The 13,211-nt window shown below is 73.6% G+C and carries 14 protein-coding genes and 1 pseudogene; 6 read left to right on the top strand and 9 right to left on the bottom strand.

What is annotated here, in order from left to right:
- Positions 1–28: 28 nt before the first annotated feature.
- On the top strand, positions 29–904 hold the full coding sequence (locus F1615_RS22410) for a DUF72 domain-containing protein (RefSeq protein ID WP_149550836.1): 876 nt from the start codon (positions 29–31) through the stop codon (positions 902–904).
- Here the strand turns inward: F1615_RS22410 and F1615_RS22415 are convergent.
- Positions 885–1,247, bottom strand: a complete 363-nt coding sequence (locus tag F1615_RS22415; protein ID WP_149550837.1) for an ArsR/SmtB family transcription factor — start codon at positions 1,245–1,247, stop codon at positions 885–887. The genes F1615_RS22410 and F1615_RS22415 overlap by 20 nt on opposite strands.
- 161 nt (positions 1,248–1,408) lie before the next feature.
- Between F1615_RS22415 and F1615_RS22420 the strand changes: the two are divergent.
- The 3 genes and pseudogenes from F1615_RS22420 to F1615_RS22430 all read left to right on the top strand — a co-directional run.
- Positions 1,409–1,686: pseudogene (locus tag F1615_RS22420) on the top strand (heavy metal translocating P-type ATPase); the annotation flags it as partial.
- Positions 1,687–1,741: 55 nt separating this feature from the next.
- Positions 1,742–3,223, top strand: coding sequence for an AlkA N-terminal domain-containing protein (locus tag F1615_RS22425; protein WP_280118902.1), 1,482 nt, complete (start codon positions 1,742–1,744; stop codon positions 3,221–3,223).
- 22 nt (positions 3,224–3,245) lie between these two features.
- Positions 3,246–3,836: a methylated-DNA--[protein]-cysteine S-methyltransferase gene (locus tag F1615_RS22430; protein WP_149550838.1), complete on the top strand. Its 591-nt coding sequence runs from the start codon at positions 3,246–3,248 to the stop codon at positions 3,834–3,836.
- Here the strand turns inward: F1615_RS22430 and F1615_RS22435 are convergent.
- The 5 genes from F1615_RS22435 to F1615_RS22455 form a co-directional block, all read right to left on the bottom strand.
- The gene (locus tag F1615_RS22435; protein ID WP_149550839.1) at positions 3,796–5,916 is read right to left on the bottom strand and encodes a LamG domain-containing protein; all 2,121 of its coding nucleotides are present in this window, start codon (positions 5,914–5,916) and stop codon (positions 3,796–3,798) included. The two genes, F1615_RS22430 and F1615_RS22435, sit on opposite strands and share 41 nt — an antisense overlap.
- Before the next feature lie 151 nt (positions 5,917–6,067).
- Positions 6,068–6,805, bottom strand: coding sequence for an SIR2 family NAD-dependent protein deacylase (locus F1615_RS22440; RefSeq protein ID WP_149550840.1), 738 nt, complete (start codon positions 6,803–6,805; stop codon positions 6,068–6,070).
- Positions 6,806–6,863: 58 nt separating this feature from the next.
- Positions 6,864–7,367, bottom strand: coding sequence for an NUDIX domain-containing protein (locus tag F1615_RS22445; RefSeq protein ID WP_149550841.1), 504 nt, complete (start codon positions 7,365–7,367; stop codon positions 6,864–6,866).
- Positions 7,368–7,499: 132 nt separating this feature from the next.
- On the bottom strand, positions 7,500–7,844 hold the full coding sequence (locus F1615_RS22450) for a hypothetical protein (protein ID WP_341873454.1): 345 nt from the start codon (positions 7,842–7,844) through the stop codon (positions 7,500–7,502).
- Positions 7,845–7,888: 44 nt separating this feature from the next.
- Complete coding sequence (locus tag F1615_RS22455) at positions 7,889–8,467, bottom strand: TetR/AcrR family transcriptional regulator (protein WP_149550842.1); 579 nt, start codon at positions 8,465–8,467, stop codon at positions 7,889–7,891.
- 91 nt (positions 8,468–8,558) lie between these two features.
- Here F1615_RS22455 and F1615_RS22460 point away from each other — a divergent pair, with 91 nt between their 5' ends.
- A complete protein-coding gene (locus F1615_RS22460) occupies positions 8,559–9,005 on the top strand; it encodes a DUF1772 domain-containing protein (RefSeq protein WP_149550843.1) in 447 nt (148 codons plus the stop codon).
- Positions 9,006–9,020: 15 nt separating this feature from the next.
- Here F1615_RS22460 and F1615_RS22465 read toward each other — a convergent pair whose 3' ends face one another.
- The gene (locus tag F1615_RS22465) at positions 9,021–10,091 is read right to left on the bottom strand and encodes an ADP-ribosylglycohydrolase family protein (RefSeq protein WP_149550844.1); all 1,071 of its coding nucleotides are present in this window, start codon (positions 10,089–10,091) and stop codon (positions 9,021–9,023) included.
- A 155-nt stretch (positions 10,092–10,246) separates the two neighbouring features.
- Here F1615_RS22465 and F1615_RS22470 point away from each other — a divergent pair, with 155 nt between their 5' ends.
- Positions 10,247–11,416: a glycerate kinase gene (locus tag F1615_RS22470; RefSeq protein ID WP_149550845.1), complete on the top strand. Its 1,170-nt coding sequence runs from the start codon at positions 10,247–10,249 to the stop codon at positions 11,414–11,416.
- A gap of 280 nt (positions 11,417–11,696) precedes the next feature.
- Here the strand turns inward: F1615_RS22470 and pssA are convergent, their stop codons facing one another.
- Complete coding sequence (gene pssA, locus F1615_RS22475) at positions 11,697–12,515, bottom strand: CDP-diacylglycerol--serine O-phosphatidyltransferase (protein ID WP_149550966.1); 819 nt, start codon at positions 12,513–12,515, stop codon at positions 11,697–11,699.
- Between the two features lie 22 nt (positions 12,516–12,537).
- Complete coding sequence (locus tag F1615_RS22480; protein ID WP_149550846.1) at positions 12,538–13,194, bottom strand: phosphatidylserine decarboxylase; 657 nt, start codon at positions 13,192–13,194, stop codon at positions 12,538–12,540.
- Positions 13,195–13,211 lie beyond the last annotated feature (17 nt).

Here is a 13,211-nt window from a genome sequence, read left to right on the forward strand (position 1 = left end):
CGGCGGAGCCCGGGGTAACCGGGCTCCCATGGGTGAGATTCTCGTCGGGGCCTGTTCGTGGACGGACCGCCGGCTCGTGGCGAGCGGCTGGTATCCGCGCGGGCGGCGGGACGCGGAGGGCCGGCTGCGGCACTACGCCTCCAGGCTGCCCGTCGTCGAAGTGGACGCCGCCTACTACGCGTTGCCCAGCCGCCGCAACAGCGAGCTGTGGGTGGAGCGCACCCCGGACCAATTCCGTTTCGACGTCAAGGCGTTCTCGCTGCTGACCGGTCACCCCACACGCCCGCAGGCGCTGCCCGCCGACCTGCGGACCCGGGCGCCGGCCGGCCCGCGCGCACCGGTGAGCGGCGCGCTCCTCGACGAGGTGTGGGGCAGGTTCGCGGAGGCGGTCGAGCCGCTGCGCAAGGCCGGGCGGCTGGGGGCCGTGCTGTTCCAGTTCCCGCCCTGGTTCGCGCCCGGAGCCCCGGCCGAACGCGCGCTGGAGGACTGCGCGGAGCGCACGGCGGGCTGGCCGATCGCCGTCGAGTTCCGCCACCCGGGGTGGTGGGAGGCCGAACGGGCCGACGGCACCCGCGCGTTGCTGTCCGGGCTGGGCGCGACGGCCGTCGGCGTGGACATGGCCCAGGGACTCACCGGCTCGACCCCGCCCGTCGCGCCCGTCAGCCGCCCCGCCCTGGCCGTCGTCCGCTTCCACGGCCGCAGCAGGGCCTGGGGGAGGGGCAGCAAGGAGGACCGCTTCCGCCACGACTACGACGTGACCGAACTCGCCGCCTGGGTACCCCGGTTGCGCCGCGCGGCCCGCCAGACCGACGAGCTGCACGTCCTGTTCAACAACTGCTGCGCGGACGCCGCCGTACGTGCCGCCGAGACCATGCGGAGCCTGCTCACCCGGCCGTGTCGCTGATCCCCAGCCGCAGATGCTCCACGTGGTAGACGGCCTGGTCGAGCAGCTCGGCGACATGGTGGTCGTGCAGGGCGTAGACGACGGAGCGGCCCCGGCGCTCGCCGACCACCAGGCCCAGGTTGCGCAGCAGCCGCAGCTGGTGCGAGCAGGCGGACTGCTCCATGCCCACCTCCGCCGCCAGCTCCGTGGCCGGGAGCGGGCCTTCGCGCAACCGGGCGAGGATCAGCAGCCGGGAGGGGGTGGACAGGGCCTGGAGCGTGGTGGCGACCTTCGCGACGTTGTCCGCGTCCAGGCGCACCCGCCCGGCGTCGTCCTGCGCGGCGGTGACGGCTCCATGACCCATGCGCCCATCCTACCCATCGCACCTGAACACATGAACGAGTCTTCATGTCTTCCCTCATGGTGGCCGCGTGTCCGTGACTCTCGCTCCCGCGCCCCCGTCGTCCGCCGGCGTCCCGGCGCCGCCCCGCCGCACCCGCGTCCTCACGCTCCCGGAGGCCCGGCCTGACCCTGGAGACGGCGGACGCGGTCGTCGTGCGGGACGAGCTCGCCGCCGTCCCGGCGGTCGTACGGCTGTCCCGCACCGCCCGCCGGCCGGTGCGGCAGAACCTCGTCATCGCGGGCACGGCCATCACCGTTCTCGTCCTGTGGGACCTCCTCGGCCACCTCCCCTCCCGCTCGGCGTCGCCGGGCACGAGGGCTCCACCGTGCTGGTCGGACTGAACGGACCGCGGCTGCTCCGCGAGTCGGCCTGGCGATCCGGACAGCCGCAGGACAACTGACGTCGATGTCGGATTCCCGCCAGACCGGCACGCCCTCGTGCCCGATCCTTGAGACATGCAGAAGGGGATGCACACCGACACCGAGCGCTGCGTGCGCGCCGTGCGGTCGAAGGACGCGCGGTTCGACGGCTGGTTCTACACCGCCGTCCTGACCACCGGCATCTACTGCCGGCCGAGCTGCCCCGTGGTCCCGCCCAGGCCCGAGAACATGGTCTTCCACCCGAGCGCGGCCGCCTGCCAGCAGGCCGGGTTCCGGGCGTGCAAACGCTGCCGTCCCGACACCAGCCCCGGCTCACCGGAGTGGAACCACCGGGCCGACCTCGTGGGCCGCGCCATGCGGCTGATCGCCGACGGCGTCGTGGACCGCGAGGGCGTCCCCGGACTCGCCGCCCGCCTCGGCTACAGCACCCGGCAGCTCGAACGCCAGCTGCTCGCCGAGCTGGGCGCGGGCCCCCTCGCGCTCGCCCGCGCCCAGCGCGCCCAGACCGCGCGGCTGCTCGTCGAGACGACGGACCTGCCGATGGCCCAGATCGCCTTCGCGGCCGGCTTCTCCTCCGTCCGCACCTTCAACGACACCGTGCGCGAGGTCTTCGCGCTCTCCCCGAGCGACCTGCGCACCCGGGCCCCGAGGAACGGCCCCCGGGGCACGCCCGGCGTGCTCTCCCTGCGCCTGCCGTTCCGCGCCCCGCTCAACCCCGACAACCTCTTCGGCCACCTCGCCGCGACCGCCGTACCCGGCGTGGAGGAGTGGAGGGACGGCGCCTACCGGCGCACGCTGCGACTGCCGTACGGACACGGCATCGTGGCGCTGACCCCGCGTCCCGACCACATCGCCTGCCGCCTCAGGCTGAGCGACCCCCGCGACCTCACCGTCGCCATCAGCCGCTGCCGCCGCATGCTCGACCTGGACGCCGATCCGGTCGCCGTCGACGAACAGCTGCGCACGGACCCGGTCCTCGCGCCCCTGGTCGACAAGGCACCCGGCCGCCGCGTGCCGCGCACCGTCGACGAGGCGGAGTTCGCCGTACGGGCCGTCCTCGGCCAGCAGGTCTCCACGGCCGCCGCCCGCACCCACGCGGCCCGCCTGGTCACCGCGCACGGCACACCGGTGGACGACCCCGAGGGCGGCCTCACCCACCTCTTCCCGACGCCCGGGGCCCTGGCCGCGCTCGACCCCGGGACCCTCGCCATGCCCCGCACCCGCCGCACCACCTTCACCACCCTGGTCCGCCGGCTGGCCGACGGCGGCCTCCACCTGGGTGCCGACAGCGACTGGCCCGAGACCCGGGCGGAGCTCCTCGCCCTCCCGGGCTTCGGCCCCTGGACGGTGGACGTCATAGCCATGCGCGCCCTGGGCGACCCCGACGCCTTCCTCCCCACCGACCTCGGCATCCGCCGCGCCGCCCGCGAACTGGGCCTGCCGTCCACCCCGGCCGCCCTCACCGCACGCGCGGCGGCCTGGCGGCCCTGGCGGGCGTACGCGGTGCAGTACCTCTGGGCGACGGACAGCCACCCGATCAACTTCCTGCCGGTCTGAAGCAGCCAAGGAATCACAGCCGATGAAGCAGCACACCGTGATCGACAGCCCCTACGGGCCGCTGACGCTCGTCGCCGACGGCGGCGTCCTGTGCGGCCTGTACATGACCGACCAGCGCCACCGCCCGCCGGAGGAGACCTTCGGCTCCCCCGACGACACCCCCTTCGCCGAGACGGAGGAGCAGCTGGCGGCCTACTTCGCGGGCGAGTTGAAGGAGTTCACCGTGGAACTGCGCCTACACGGCACCCCGTTCCAGCGGCGGGTCTGGGAGCAGCTGACGCGCATCCCCTACGGGGAGACCCGCACCTACGGCCAACTCGCCGACCTCCTCGGCAACCCCAAGGCCTCCCGCGCGGTCGGTCTCGCGAACGGCCGCAACCCGGTCGGCATCATCGTCCCCTGCCACCGCGTCATCGGCGCGAGCGGCGGCCTCACCGGCTACGGCGGCGGACTGGACCGCAAACAGCGCCTGCTGGACTTCGAACGCGCGGAGCGGACCGGCGCCGTAGGCGCCGGTCCGACCTCGGCGAACCCTCTGGGGGAGCTCACCACCACAAGCCCCTCCGCGCGGCTCAGGACAGATGGGCGAACGAGCGCACCTGGGACGCGGTGAGCGCGCCGCTGAAGACCCGGACGGTGTCCGCCCCGCCGTGGAAGTACTCGCCCCAGCCGCCGTCCGCGGTGTGGCCGCGGCCGATCTGCAGAGGGCCGGGGGCGCTCCAGGAGGCGTTGAACTCCGCGGTGGCCACGGCCTCGCCCTCGGCATACAGGGTGACGCGGCCCTCGGAGTCGTCGTACACGACCACCACGTCGTCGGAGTAGGACCTGGGGGCGCCGGGCCCGGCGACGACGGTCCGCGCGGCGCCCGGTGCGCTGCCGTGGGTGACGATCAGCTGCCACTCGGACGCGGCCGGGTCGTAGCGGACGGTGAAGGCGTCGCTGCCGGCGCCGCCCTGGGACAGGAGGGTCATCGGCCGGTCGGGAGTGGTGTCGGCGAAGCGGACCCGCAGGCCGACGCTGTAGCTGTCGGCGGTGTCGACGACGGGGCCACGGGTGGCGGCGTAGTCGTCCGCGCCGTCCAGGGCGAGGTGGTCGTCGCCGTCGAGAGCGCCCTCCGGGAATTCGACGCACTCGGGGTCCTCGAAGCAGGCGTCGTAGTCGGGGGTGTAGAAGCCGGCGCCGCCGTGCAGGGTGAGCGGCTCGTCGCCGTCCCGGTCGGGGATCACACCGTCATCGGTCCGTTCGATGTCCCAGGCGGCGGCCAGTTCGGCGGGGCGGGAACCCAGCTTCTCGATCTCCTCACGGGGCACGACCCGGTCCCAGACGCGGACGTCGCCGACTTCGCCCTGCCAGCGCGCACCTCCCTCGCCGCGGGCGCGGCCGATCTGGAAGGCGCCGGGGGCGCTCACCGGGGCGACGCCGGTCCCGGAGGCAACCTCCTTGCCGTTGACGTAGAGGCGCAGGGTGTCGTCCTCGCTGTCGTACAGGCCGGTCAGATGGGCCCACCCGCCGGCGGAGGCGCTGCCGCCGGTGAGCGTGGTGGCGCCGTAGCGGAAGGCCCAGGTGGCCGCCGAGCCCTCGGCCGGGCGCAGGCCGAGGGTGAAGGCGGAAGTGCCGTCGGCGGCGTCCTGGCTGGCCGCCGTCATCGCGGTGCCGGTGGCGGCGGGGCGCACCCAGGCGGAGAGGGCGAAGGTCCCGGCGGTGTCCGTCGCGGGGGCGTCCGGGGTGAGGTAGCTGTTGCCCCGGCCGTCAAGGGTGACGGTGGAGGTGAGGCCGGTGCGGGAGGGAGCGGGGGCGCCGAATACGACACCGTCCTCGGCCCGGGCCGAGGGGCCGGCCTTGGCGGCGGCGCCGTCGGCTCCGGCCGGATCGGCGAGCGTCCAGTGGGCCACGGGGGCGCGGCCCTCGGCGACACGCATCCAGTGAGTCGTCTGGGAACTGCGCCGCCCGGCCCGGTCGACGGCGGCGACCTCGAGGAAGTGGGGCCCACTGCGCTCCGGCATCCAGCGGACGGTGACCGGTCCGCCCGGTTCTTCGGGCCGGACACGCTTGGGGGTGGAGCCGAGGACGGAGTAGACGTACTCGACGACGTCCTCGGAGGGGGAGTCGAACGTGAAGCTGCCGTAGACGCCGACGCCGTCGTGCCAGCCGCTGTCGTCGTCCGGGTACTGCTCCGAGACGATCGTCGCCGGCTCCGGGCTGACCGTGTCGATGACGAACCGGCAGGTCGTGCCGGGGGCCTCGTCGCTCCAGGGCGAGGTCGCGCCCTCGGCGTCGACGGCCCGGACGTGCCAGGAGACGACGGTGTCGGCCGGGAGGTCGTCCGGGGTCCGCCACAGCTGGGTGATGGGGGAGTGCACCGTGCCGGAGGTGTGGGTGCGGCGCTGCTCGGCTCCGTCGGTGTCGGTCCACCAGGCCTCGAACTGGGCGCCGGCTCCGTTGGTCTCGCCCTCCTGGTTGTCCTCCGTCGTGTCCTCGACGACGGCCCGGAGTTCGGGCGCGCGGGGGACGTGGACGGGCTCGTCGGAGCAGGCTTTGGTCCAGTCGACGGTGAGGGTGTCGACGCTCGGCTGAAGCGGAGGGAGGTTCTCCCCGGCCGCCGTGGCGATGCCCGGGAAGGCGGCGAGCAGCACGGCCGCCAGTCCCGTGGCCGCGGCGGTGGTTCTGGCTCGTCGGCCGGAATGCGGGTTCATGCGGTGGGGTCCCCCGTGTGGTGTTGTCCGGTCCTGCACGGGGACGTCTCGCCGCCCTCGGCTCGCGCAGGGACCGCCCGGAGAGCCCCATGGCTGTCATGCTCACCGTCGGTCTCGGTCGGCATGACTATAGAGCGCTCCTCGAACGTGTTCAGAACGATTTTCGGGCAACGATCCGGCGCAGCAGCACGGGCAGCGCCGTGCCGATCGGCTCGCGGATCACCTCGTCCGCACGGTCGTCGTAGGGGGTCGGCTCCGCGTTGACGACGATCAGACGGGCGCCGTGGTCGGCGGCCACGTCCGCGAGCCCGGCGGCGGGATGGACCTGGAGACTGGTGCCGACGGCGGCGAAGACGGTGCAGGCCTTGCTGATCGCCACCGCCTCGCCGAGCACCACCGGGTCGAGCCGCTCGCCGAACATCACCGTCGCCGGCTTCAGGATGCCGCCGCAGTCCCGGCACGGTGGATCGTCCTCACCGGCCTCGACCCGGGCGAGGGCGTCCTCCATCGAGCCCCGCGCACGACACGCCGTGCACACCACGCTCCGTACGGTGCCGTGCAGTTCGAGCACCTTGCGGTCCGGCAGTCCGGCGAGCTGGTGCAGCCCGTCCACGTTCTGGGTGATCACCCGCACCGCCGCCCCGGACCGCTCCAGGTCGGCCACGGCCCGGTGCGCGGCGTTGGGTTCGGCCGCGCGTGCGAAGTTCTCCCGCCGCATGCGCCACGACCGGCGGCGGATCTCCGGGTCGCCCATGTAGTACGCGTACGTCACGAGCTTCTCGGCCTCGGGATCGCGGCGCCACAGACCGTTCGGCCCGCGGTAGTCCGGGATGCCGGAGTCGGTGCTGACACCGGCGCCGGTGAGGAGGGCGACGAGGGGCTTGCTCATGGGCCGAGGGTAGGGAGCGGGGCGCCCGCCCCGCGACCGGATATCGGCCCCTGCGCACTCAGTGCACCCGGTGCCCGTCCTCCAGCTCCGCGGTGCCCGAGCCGTCGGCGAGGACGTCCAGCGCGGCCAGCACCCGGCGCCCCAGGGAGCCCCGGAGATACTCCGTCAGCTCCCCGCGCGGCACGAAGCGCCACGACAGCAGCTCCGACTCCTGCAGCCGGATCGCGGCGACCTCGCCCGCGCCGAGCACGCCACCGTCGTACAGGTACGCCACCAGCGGCGGCCGGCCCGCTCCCTTCACCCAGTCCACGGCCAGCAGCCGTCCCGGCTCCCGGTCCAGCCCGATCTCCTCGGCCGTCTCGCGCCGCGCCCCCTCGCGCGGGCTCTCGCCCTGGTCCGACTCGATCGTCCCGCCCGGAAGGGCCCACCCCTCCCGGTAGTTCGGCTCCACGAGCAGCACCCGTCCCTCCTCGTCCCGGAGGAGAACGGCGGCGCCGGCGAGGACACGGGGGAGCGAGGCGACGTAGGCGGCGAAGTCCTGGGTGTCCTGGGTGGTGGTCATGCGGGAAGGGTAGCGGCGGCGCCGGGCCTCCTCCTGGGAACGGCGACCGGCTCGCAGGGCGCACCACAGCACACGCGGTCCCGCGACCGGCACGCGGCGGCGCACGCGCCGGGGGCACGGGCGGCGGAACCGTCATGCCCCGGCCGGTGGCACCACCCGGATCCCGAAGCCGTACGAGCCGGTGGCCCCGGCGATGCCCAAGAACAGCAGGGCGTAGTGCTCCTGCCCCCGCGCCGTCGCGATCCCCCCGAGGTCGAGCGGGGAGTCCTCCGGCCGGCCCAGGTCGGTCAGGAGCCCCGCGACCGTGTGCTTGGCGTCCGTGTCCTCCCCGGACAGGAAGACGGTGCTCGGCCCCTCCAGGGAATCGGGCGCGACCATCAGCTCCCTGTCGACGGTGACGAGGGTCTTCACGACGCGCGTGCCGGGGAACGTCCGCTGGATCTTCGCCGCCTCCGGCCGGAGACGGGGGTGCGCCACCCCGTCCGTCCTAGGAGCGGCGGCGGGCCCGACGTGGCGGTGGGTCAGAGCACGGCGAGCCGGTCCACCAGCAGCTCCACCCTCTGCTCGGTGTCCTCCGGCGGCATCCGTCCCGCCCGGGTCAGGGTGGCCAGCCCGTGCAGGGCCGCCCAGAACACCTCGGTGAACCGTCCCGGGTGGACGCCGTCGCCGGCGACCTCGCCGAGGCTGTCCAGCAGGGCGGCGAAGGCGTCCTTCAGAGGTTGCGGGGTCTCCTCCTTCGCGAAGGCCAGGCCGCCGTCGAGCTGGAACATGGCGTCGTAGACCGCCGGGTTGCGCGCGGCGAAGTCGAGGTAGGTGCGGGCGAGGGCGGTGACCCGGGCGCGAGGTCCGTCCGCGACGGAGGCCGCGGCCCGCAGCGCCGTGGCCATCTCGGCGGCGCCCTCGAGGGCCACGGCGCCGATGATCTCGCGCTTGCCGCGGAAATGGCTGTAGAGGACGGGCTGGCTGTATTCGATGCGCTCGGCGAGCCGGCGGGTGGTGACCGCGTCCCAGCCTTGCTGCTCGGCGAGTTCGCGGGCTGTCGCCACGATGAGACGTTCGCGCTCCGCCCGTTCGCGCTGCTTGCGTTCCTGTACCGACATGACCCGATCCTAGCACCGCTAGACAATCGAGCGGCAGCAGCGCTAGCGTTGCTTTATCGGCTAGCAGCACTAGATACCGGCAGGGGTCATCATGCTCAACGCGCTCGAGGTGTTCACCACCGTGGTCGTCGGCGTGATGGTGGGGGTGGAGTTCTCCGTCGCCTTCGTCATCAACCCGATCCTCAACGCACTCCCGGAGGACAGTGGCCAACTCGGCCGCGCCCACGGGGGCCGGATGCTCGGCGCCGTGATGCCGGTCTGGTACATCGGCTCGCTCGTCCTCGTCGCGGTCTGGGCCGTCGCCGGACGGCACCACGAAGGCGTCGGCCTCGTCGTCACCGGCGGCGCGCTGCTGATCGTCAGCGTGATCATGTCGCTCCTGCTGCTCGTCCCGATCAACAACCGGGGCAGGACATGGACCCCCGACAACCGGCCCGCCGACTGGAAGCGGCAGGTGAACCGCTGGGACCGCTTCCACTACGTCCGCGTCGCCGTCATCATCGCCGCCTTCACCCTGCTGGTCACCGCCCTCGTCTGACCTCGCGGGCAATCGTCACGGGGAGAGCGCCAGGCGCAGCGTCCGTTCCGCCAGTTCGCTGATCCGCACCCCGTCGAACCCGAAGACGGCGCTGCGCACCGTGTCCTGGAGCGGGTCCTTCCACTGGTCCGGGACGGCCGCGGCGCCGCACAGCACGCCGGCCACCGAGCCGGCCGTCGCCCCGTTGGAGTCCGTGTCCAGGCCGCCGCGCACCGTCAGCGCGATGGTGCGGGTGAAGTCCCCGTCGCCGAACAGCAGGCCCGCGGTGAGCACCGCCGCGTTCGGAACCGTGTGGATCCAGCCGAGGCCCGCCGTCTCCTCCTCGACCGTCGTGAGCGTGTCCTCCCAGGCCAGGCCCGCCTCGTGCAGGGAGGCCACCCGGCGCACGGTCCGGGCGAGACGGCTGCTCGCCGGAATCACCGTCAGCGCCTCGTCCACCGCCTGCCGCACCGTGGAGGCCGTGAACGCCGCCGAGACGAGCGCCGCCGCCCACATCGCGCCGTACACGCCGTTGCCGGTGTGGGACAGCACCGCGTCCCGGCGGGCCAGCCCGGCGGCGCGGCGCGGGGCCCCCGGAGAGGTCCAGCCGTGGATGTCGGCGCGGATCAGGGCGCCGATCCACTCCTGGTACGGGTTGTCGTACGTGGCCGTCAGCGGCGGCCTGAGACCGTTCGCGAGATTCCGGTACGCCGCCCGCTCCGCCGTGAAGGTCTGCAGGTAGGGCAGCCGCAGCAGCCACAGGTCGCCCACCTGCTCGGTGCTGAACGAGAAGCCGTGGGTCTCCAGCAGGTGGAGCCCGAGGATCGCGTAGTCGACGTCGTCGTCGCGGCAGCTTCCGTGGATGCGGCCGCGGACGCAGTGGCGCCACTCGGGGCGCAGCTGGAGGCTCTCGCTCTCGGTCGGCGGCTCCGGCAGGTAGTCGGTGAGGGGGAGGGCGTCCGTCCGCCGGAGGTAGCGGTCGATGCGTTCACGCGTCCACACCTCGCCCTGCTCGACCGGCTTGCCGAGCATGTTGCCCGCGATCCGGCCCAGCCAGCCCCCGAGGACGCGGTCGGCGAGTCCTGGCTCCGTACCCACAGCGGTCATGGCGGTCATGGCACCGGTCTACCCGATTACCGGCGGGTCCGCGCCGTTTCACGGGGTGGGCAGGGCATGGCGGCGGCGGTGCCCGCCGGTTAAGGTCGCAGCGGCGCGACTGGCCTTGACGTGTGCGCGAGGCCCGGAGAGCGAGGGGAAGGCACGTGGCGGACGCTGCAGAAAGCGGCACTGGTACGGCGGGGTCGGCACAGCGGGTGCTCGTCGCCGCGGACAAGTTCAAGGGGTCGCTGACGGCCGTGGAGGTCGCCGAGCGGGTGACGGCGGGGCTGCGCCGGGTCGTACCGGAGCTGGTGGTCGAGGCGCTGCCGGTGGCCGACGGCGGCGACGGCACCGTCGCCGCGGCGGTCGCGGCGGGGTTCGAGCGGCGGGAGGTACGGGTCACCGGCCCCCTCGGGGACGAGGTGACCGCGGCGTACGCGCTGCGTGACGGCACCGCCGTCGTGGAGATGGCCGAGGCCAGCGGGCTGCAGCGGCTCCCGGAGGGGGTCTTCGCGCCGCTCACGGCATCGACGTACGGCTCCGGGGAGCTGCTGCGGGCCGCGCTGGACGCGGGGGCGCGGAGCATCGTGTTCGGGGTGGGCGGCAGCGCCACCACGGACGGCGGCGCGGGCATGCTGTCGGCGCTGGGCGCGCGGTTCCTGACGGCCGGGGGCGAGCCGGTGGCGCCCGGGGGCGGAGGGCTCGCCGAACTGGCGTCGGCCGATCTGTCCGGGCTCGACCCGCGGCTGTCGTCGGTCAAGTTCGTGCTCGCCAGTGACGTCGACAATCCGCTGACCGGCCCCAAGGGGGCGCCCGCGGTGTACGGCCCGCAGAAGGGCGCCTCGCCGGAGGACGTGGAGACGCTGGACGCGGCGCTCGCGCACTTCGCGAAGGTGCTGGAGGGCGCCGTCGGGCCGAGGGCCGCGGAGTACGCCGCGTCGCCGGGGGCGGGGGCGGCGGGCGGTATCGGCTACGGCGCGCTGCTGCTGGGCGCCGCGTTCCGGCCGGGCATCGAGGTCATGCTGGACGTGCTGGGCTTCGCGCCGGCGCTGGAGCGGGCGGATCTGGTGATCACCGGTGAGGGCTCGCTGGACCGGCAGACGCTGCACGGCAAGGCCCCCGCGGGTGTCGCCGCGGCGGCGCGTGCGGCGGGCAAGGAGGTGGTCGCGGTGTGCGGGCGGCTGGCGCTGCCTCCGGAGGTGCTGGGCCGGGCGGGCATCCGGCGGGCGTACGCCCTGACGGACCTCGAGCCGGACGTGGCCGTGTGCATCGCCGACGCGGGGCCGATCCTGGAACGCACGGCGGAACGGATCGCGAGCGACTTCCTGAGCTGACGCGGTTTTCCGCCCCCGCCCCCCTTCCCGTCCCCTCCCCGGGGGGCTTCGCCCCCGGGCCCCCTTTCCGCCCTGAACGGGCCTCGTCCTCGAACGCCGGACGGGCTGGGTGGGTCCGACGGTGCCCCTTCAGTCGGCTGAGCCGGCTGAGTCGGGTGGTGGGTGGGCATGGGCCGGGGGTCCGAGGGCGGAGCCCCGGGCGGGGCCGCAGCCGCGCCGGGGTGGCAAGAAGAAGGCCCCGGTCCCAACCCGGGTCCGGGGCCATCACAACGAACCGGCGTTACGGCAGCTGCGCCGCCCGTGCCTCGCGGCGGTTGTCGCGGAAGTTGTTCACACGGCGGGCCGTGGCGAACAGCGGAATGACCGCACCCATCACCAGCTGCAGCGCACAGCCCATCTGCAGCAGCAGCTGACCGCCCGGCGCGTCGAACGCCCACGCCGCCAGCAGTCCCATGCTCAGTACGATCCACGTCAGCATCGCCACCGCGAGACGCCCCCGCGGCTTCGGGTACTCCACCCGGCTGACCATCAGCCACGCCGTACCCAGGATCGCCATCAGCGTCGCCTCGAACGGCAGCTCCAGCAGCACGATCGAGACCACCGTCAGTGCCCCGAAGGGCGAGGGCATGCCCTGGAAGGTGCCGTCCTTCACCGTGACGCACGAGAACCGCGCCAGTCTCAGCACCACCGCCAGCAGCACCATGATCGCTCCGACCGCGGCCACTCGCTGGTGCGCGTCGTTCGCGACCATGCCGTAGACGAGGACGAAGTACGCCGGCGCCAGGCCGAAGCTGATCAGGTCGGACAGGTTGTCCAGCTCCGCGCCCATCGGCGAGGAGCGCAGCTTGCGCGCCACCAGGCCGTCGAAGAGGTCGAAGACCGCCGCGCACAGCATCAGGATGACGGCCGTGGCCGCGCTGTGGCGGGCCATGCCGGTCTCCTGGCTGCCCTGGAGGTGCGGGATCAGAATGCCGGTGGTGGTGAAGTACACCGCCATGAAGCCACAGGTGGCGTTGCCCAGGGTGAGGGTGTCCGCTATCGACAGGCGGAGCGAGAGGGGCATCTCCTCCTCGTCGTCCGCCTCGTCGGCCTCCGGCACCCAGCCGGCCTGTGTCTCCGGATCAACCACGGTCAATGCGAGTCACCCCAGCCACGGTCTTCTGACCGACCTCGACGGCCACCTCCACGCCCTCCGGCAGGTAGATGTCCACACGCGAGCCGAAGCGGATCAGACCGATGCGCTCGCCCTGCTCGACCTTGGTGCCCCGGGGCACGTAGGGGACGATGCGGCGGGCCACCGCGCCGGCGATCTGGATCATCTCGATGTCACCGAGCTCGGTGTCGAAGTGCCAGACTACGCGCTCGTTGTTCTCGCTCTCCTTGTTGAAGGCGGGAACGAAGCCACCGGGGATGTGCTCGACCGACGTCACCGTGCCGGCCAGCGGGGCCCGGTTCACGTGGACGTTGAGCGGGCTCATGAAGATCGCGACGCGGGTGCGGCCGTCCTTCCACGGCATGATGCTCTGCACCACACCGTCGGCGGGCGAGATGACCCGGCCCTGGGCGATCTCGCGCTCGGGGTCGCGGAAGAACCACAGCATCCCCGCCGCCAGGGCGGTGGCGGGGACGGCGACGGCCTTGGCGGCCCCCGACCGGCGGGAGCGGAGCAGACTGACGGCTGCGGTGGCAACGGTCGGCAGGAGCCACGGCGAGGCTCCGCGCGCGAGGCGTACGCCGGCGAGGCTGTCGCGAGGTGCAGAGGTTTGGCTGTGGGGCATGGATGACCTTCGTAGCG

This window comes from Streptomyces marokkonensis, from assembly GCF_008312835.1.
Classification (GTDB): Bacteria; Actinomycetota; Actinomycetes; order Streptomycetales; family Streptomycetaceae; genus Streptomyces; species Streptomyces marokkonensis_A.

Excerpts from the sequence above, each read along its gene's own strand:
- F1615_RS22410 (WP_149550836.1), top strand. The coding sequence starts at position 29 with ATGGGTGAGATTCTCGTCGGGGCCTGTTCGTGGACGGACCGCCGGCTC.
- F1615_RS22415 (WP_149550837.1), bottom strand. The coding sequence starts at position 1,247 with ATGGGTCATGGAGCCGTCACCGCCGCGCAGGACGACGCCGGGCGGGTG.
- F1615_RS22425 (WP_280118902.1), top strand. The coding sequence starts at position 1,742 with ATGCAGAAGGGGATGCACACCGACACCGAGCGCTGCGTGCGCGCCGTG.
- F1615_RS22430 (WP_149550838.1), top strand. The coding sequence starts at position 3,246 with ATGAAGCAGCACACCGTGATCGACAGCCCCTACGGGCCGCTGACGCTC.
- F1615_RS22435 (WP_149550839.1), bottom strand. The coding sequence starts at position 5,916 with ATGAACCCGCATTCCGGCCGACGAGCCAGAACCACCGCCGCGGCCACG.
- F1615_RS22440 (WP_149550840.1), bottom strand. The coding sequence starts at position 6,805 with ATGAGCAAGCCCCTCGTCGCCCTCCTCACCGGCGCCGGTGTCAGCACC.
- F1615_RS22445 (WP_149550841.1), bottom strand. The coding sequence starts at position 7,367 with ATGACCACCACCCAGGACACCCAGGACTTCGCCGCCTACGTCGCCTCG.
- F1615_RS22455 (WP_149550842.1), bottom strand. The coding sequence starts at position 8,467 with ATGTCGGTACAGGAACGCAAGCAGCGCGAACGGGCGGAGCGCGAACGT.
- F1615_RS22460 (WP_149550843.1), top strand. The coding sequence starts at position 8,559 with ATGCTCAACGCGCTCGAGGTGTTCACCACCGTGGTCGTCGGCGTGATG.
- F1615_RS22465 (WP_149550844.1), bottom strand. The coding sequence starts at position 10,091 with ATGACCGCTGTGGGTACGGAGCCAGGACTCGCCGACCGCGTCCTCGGG.
- F1615_RS22480 (WP_149550846.1), bottom strand. The coding sequence starts at position 13,194 with ATGCCCCACAGCCAAACCTCTGCACCTCGCGACAGCCTCGCCGGCGTA.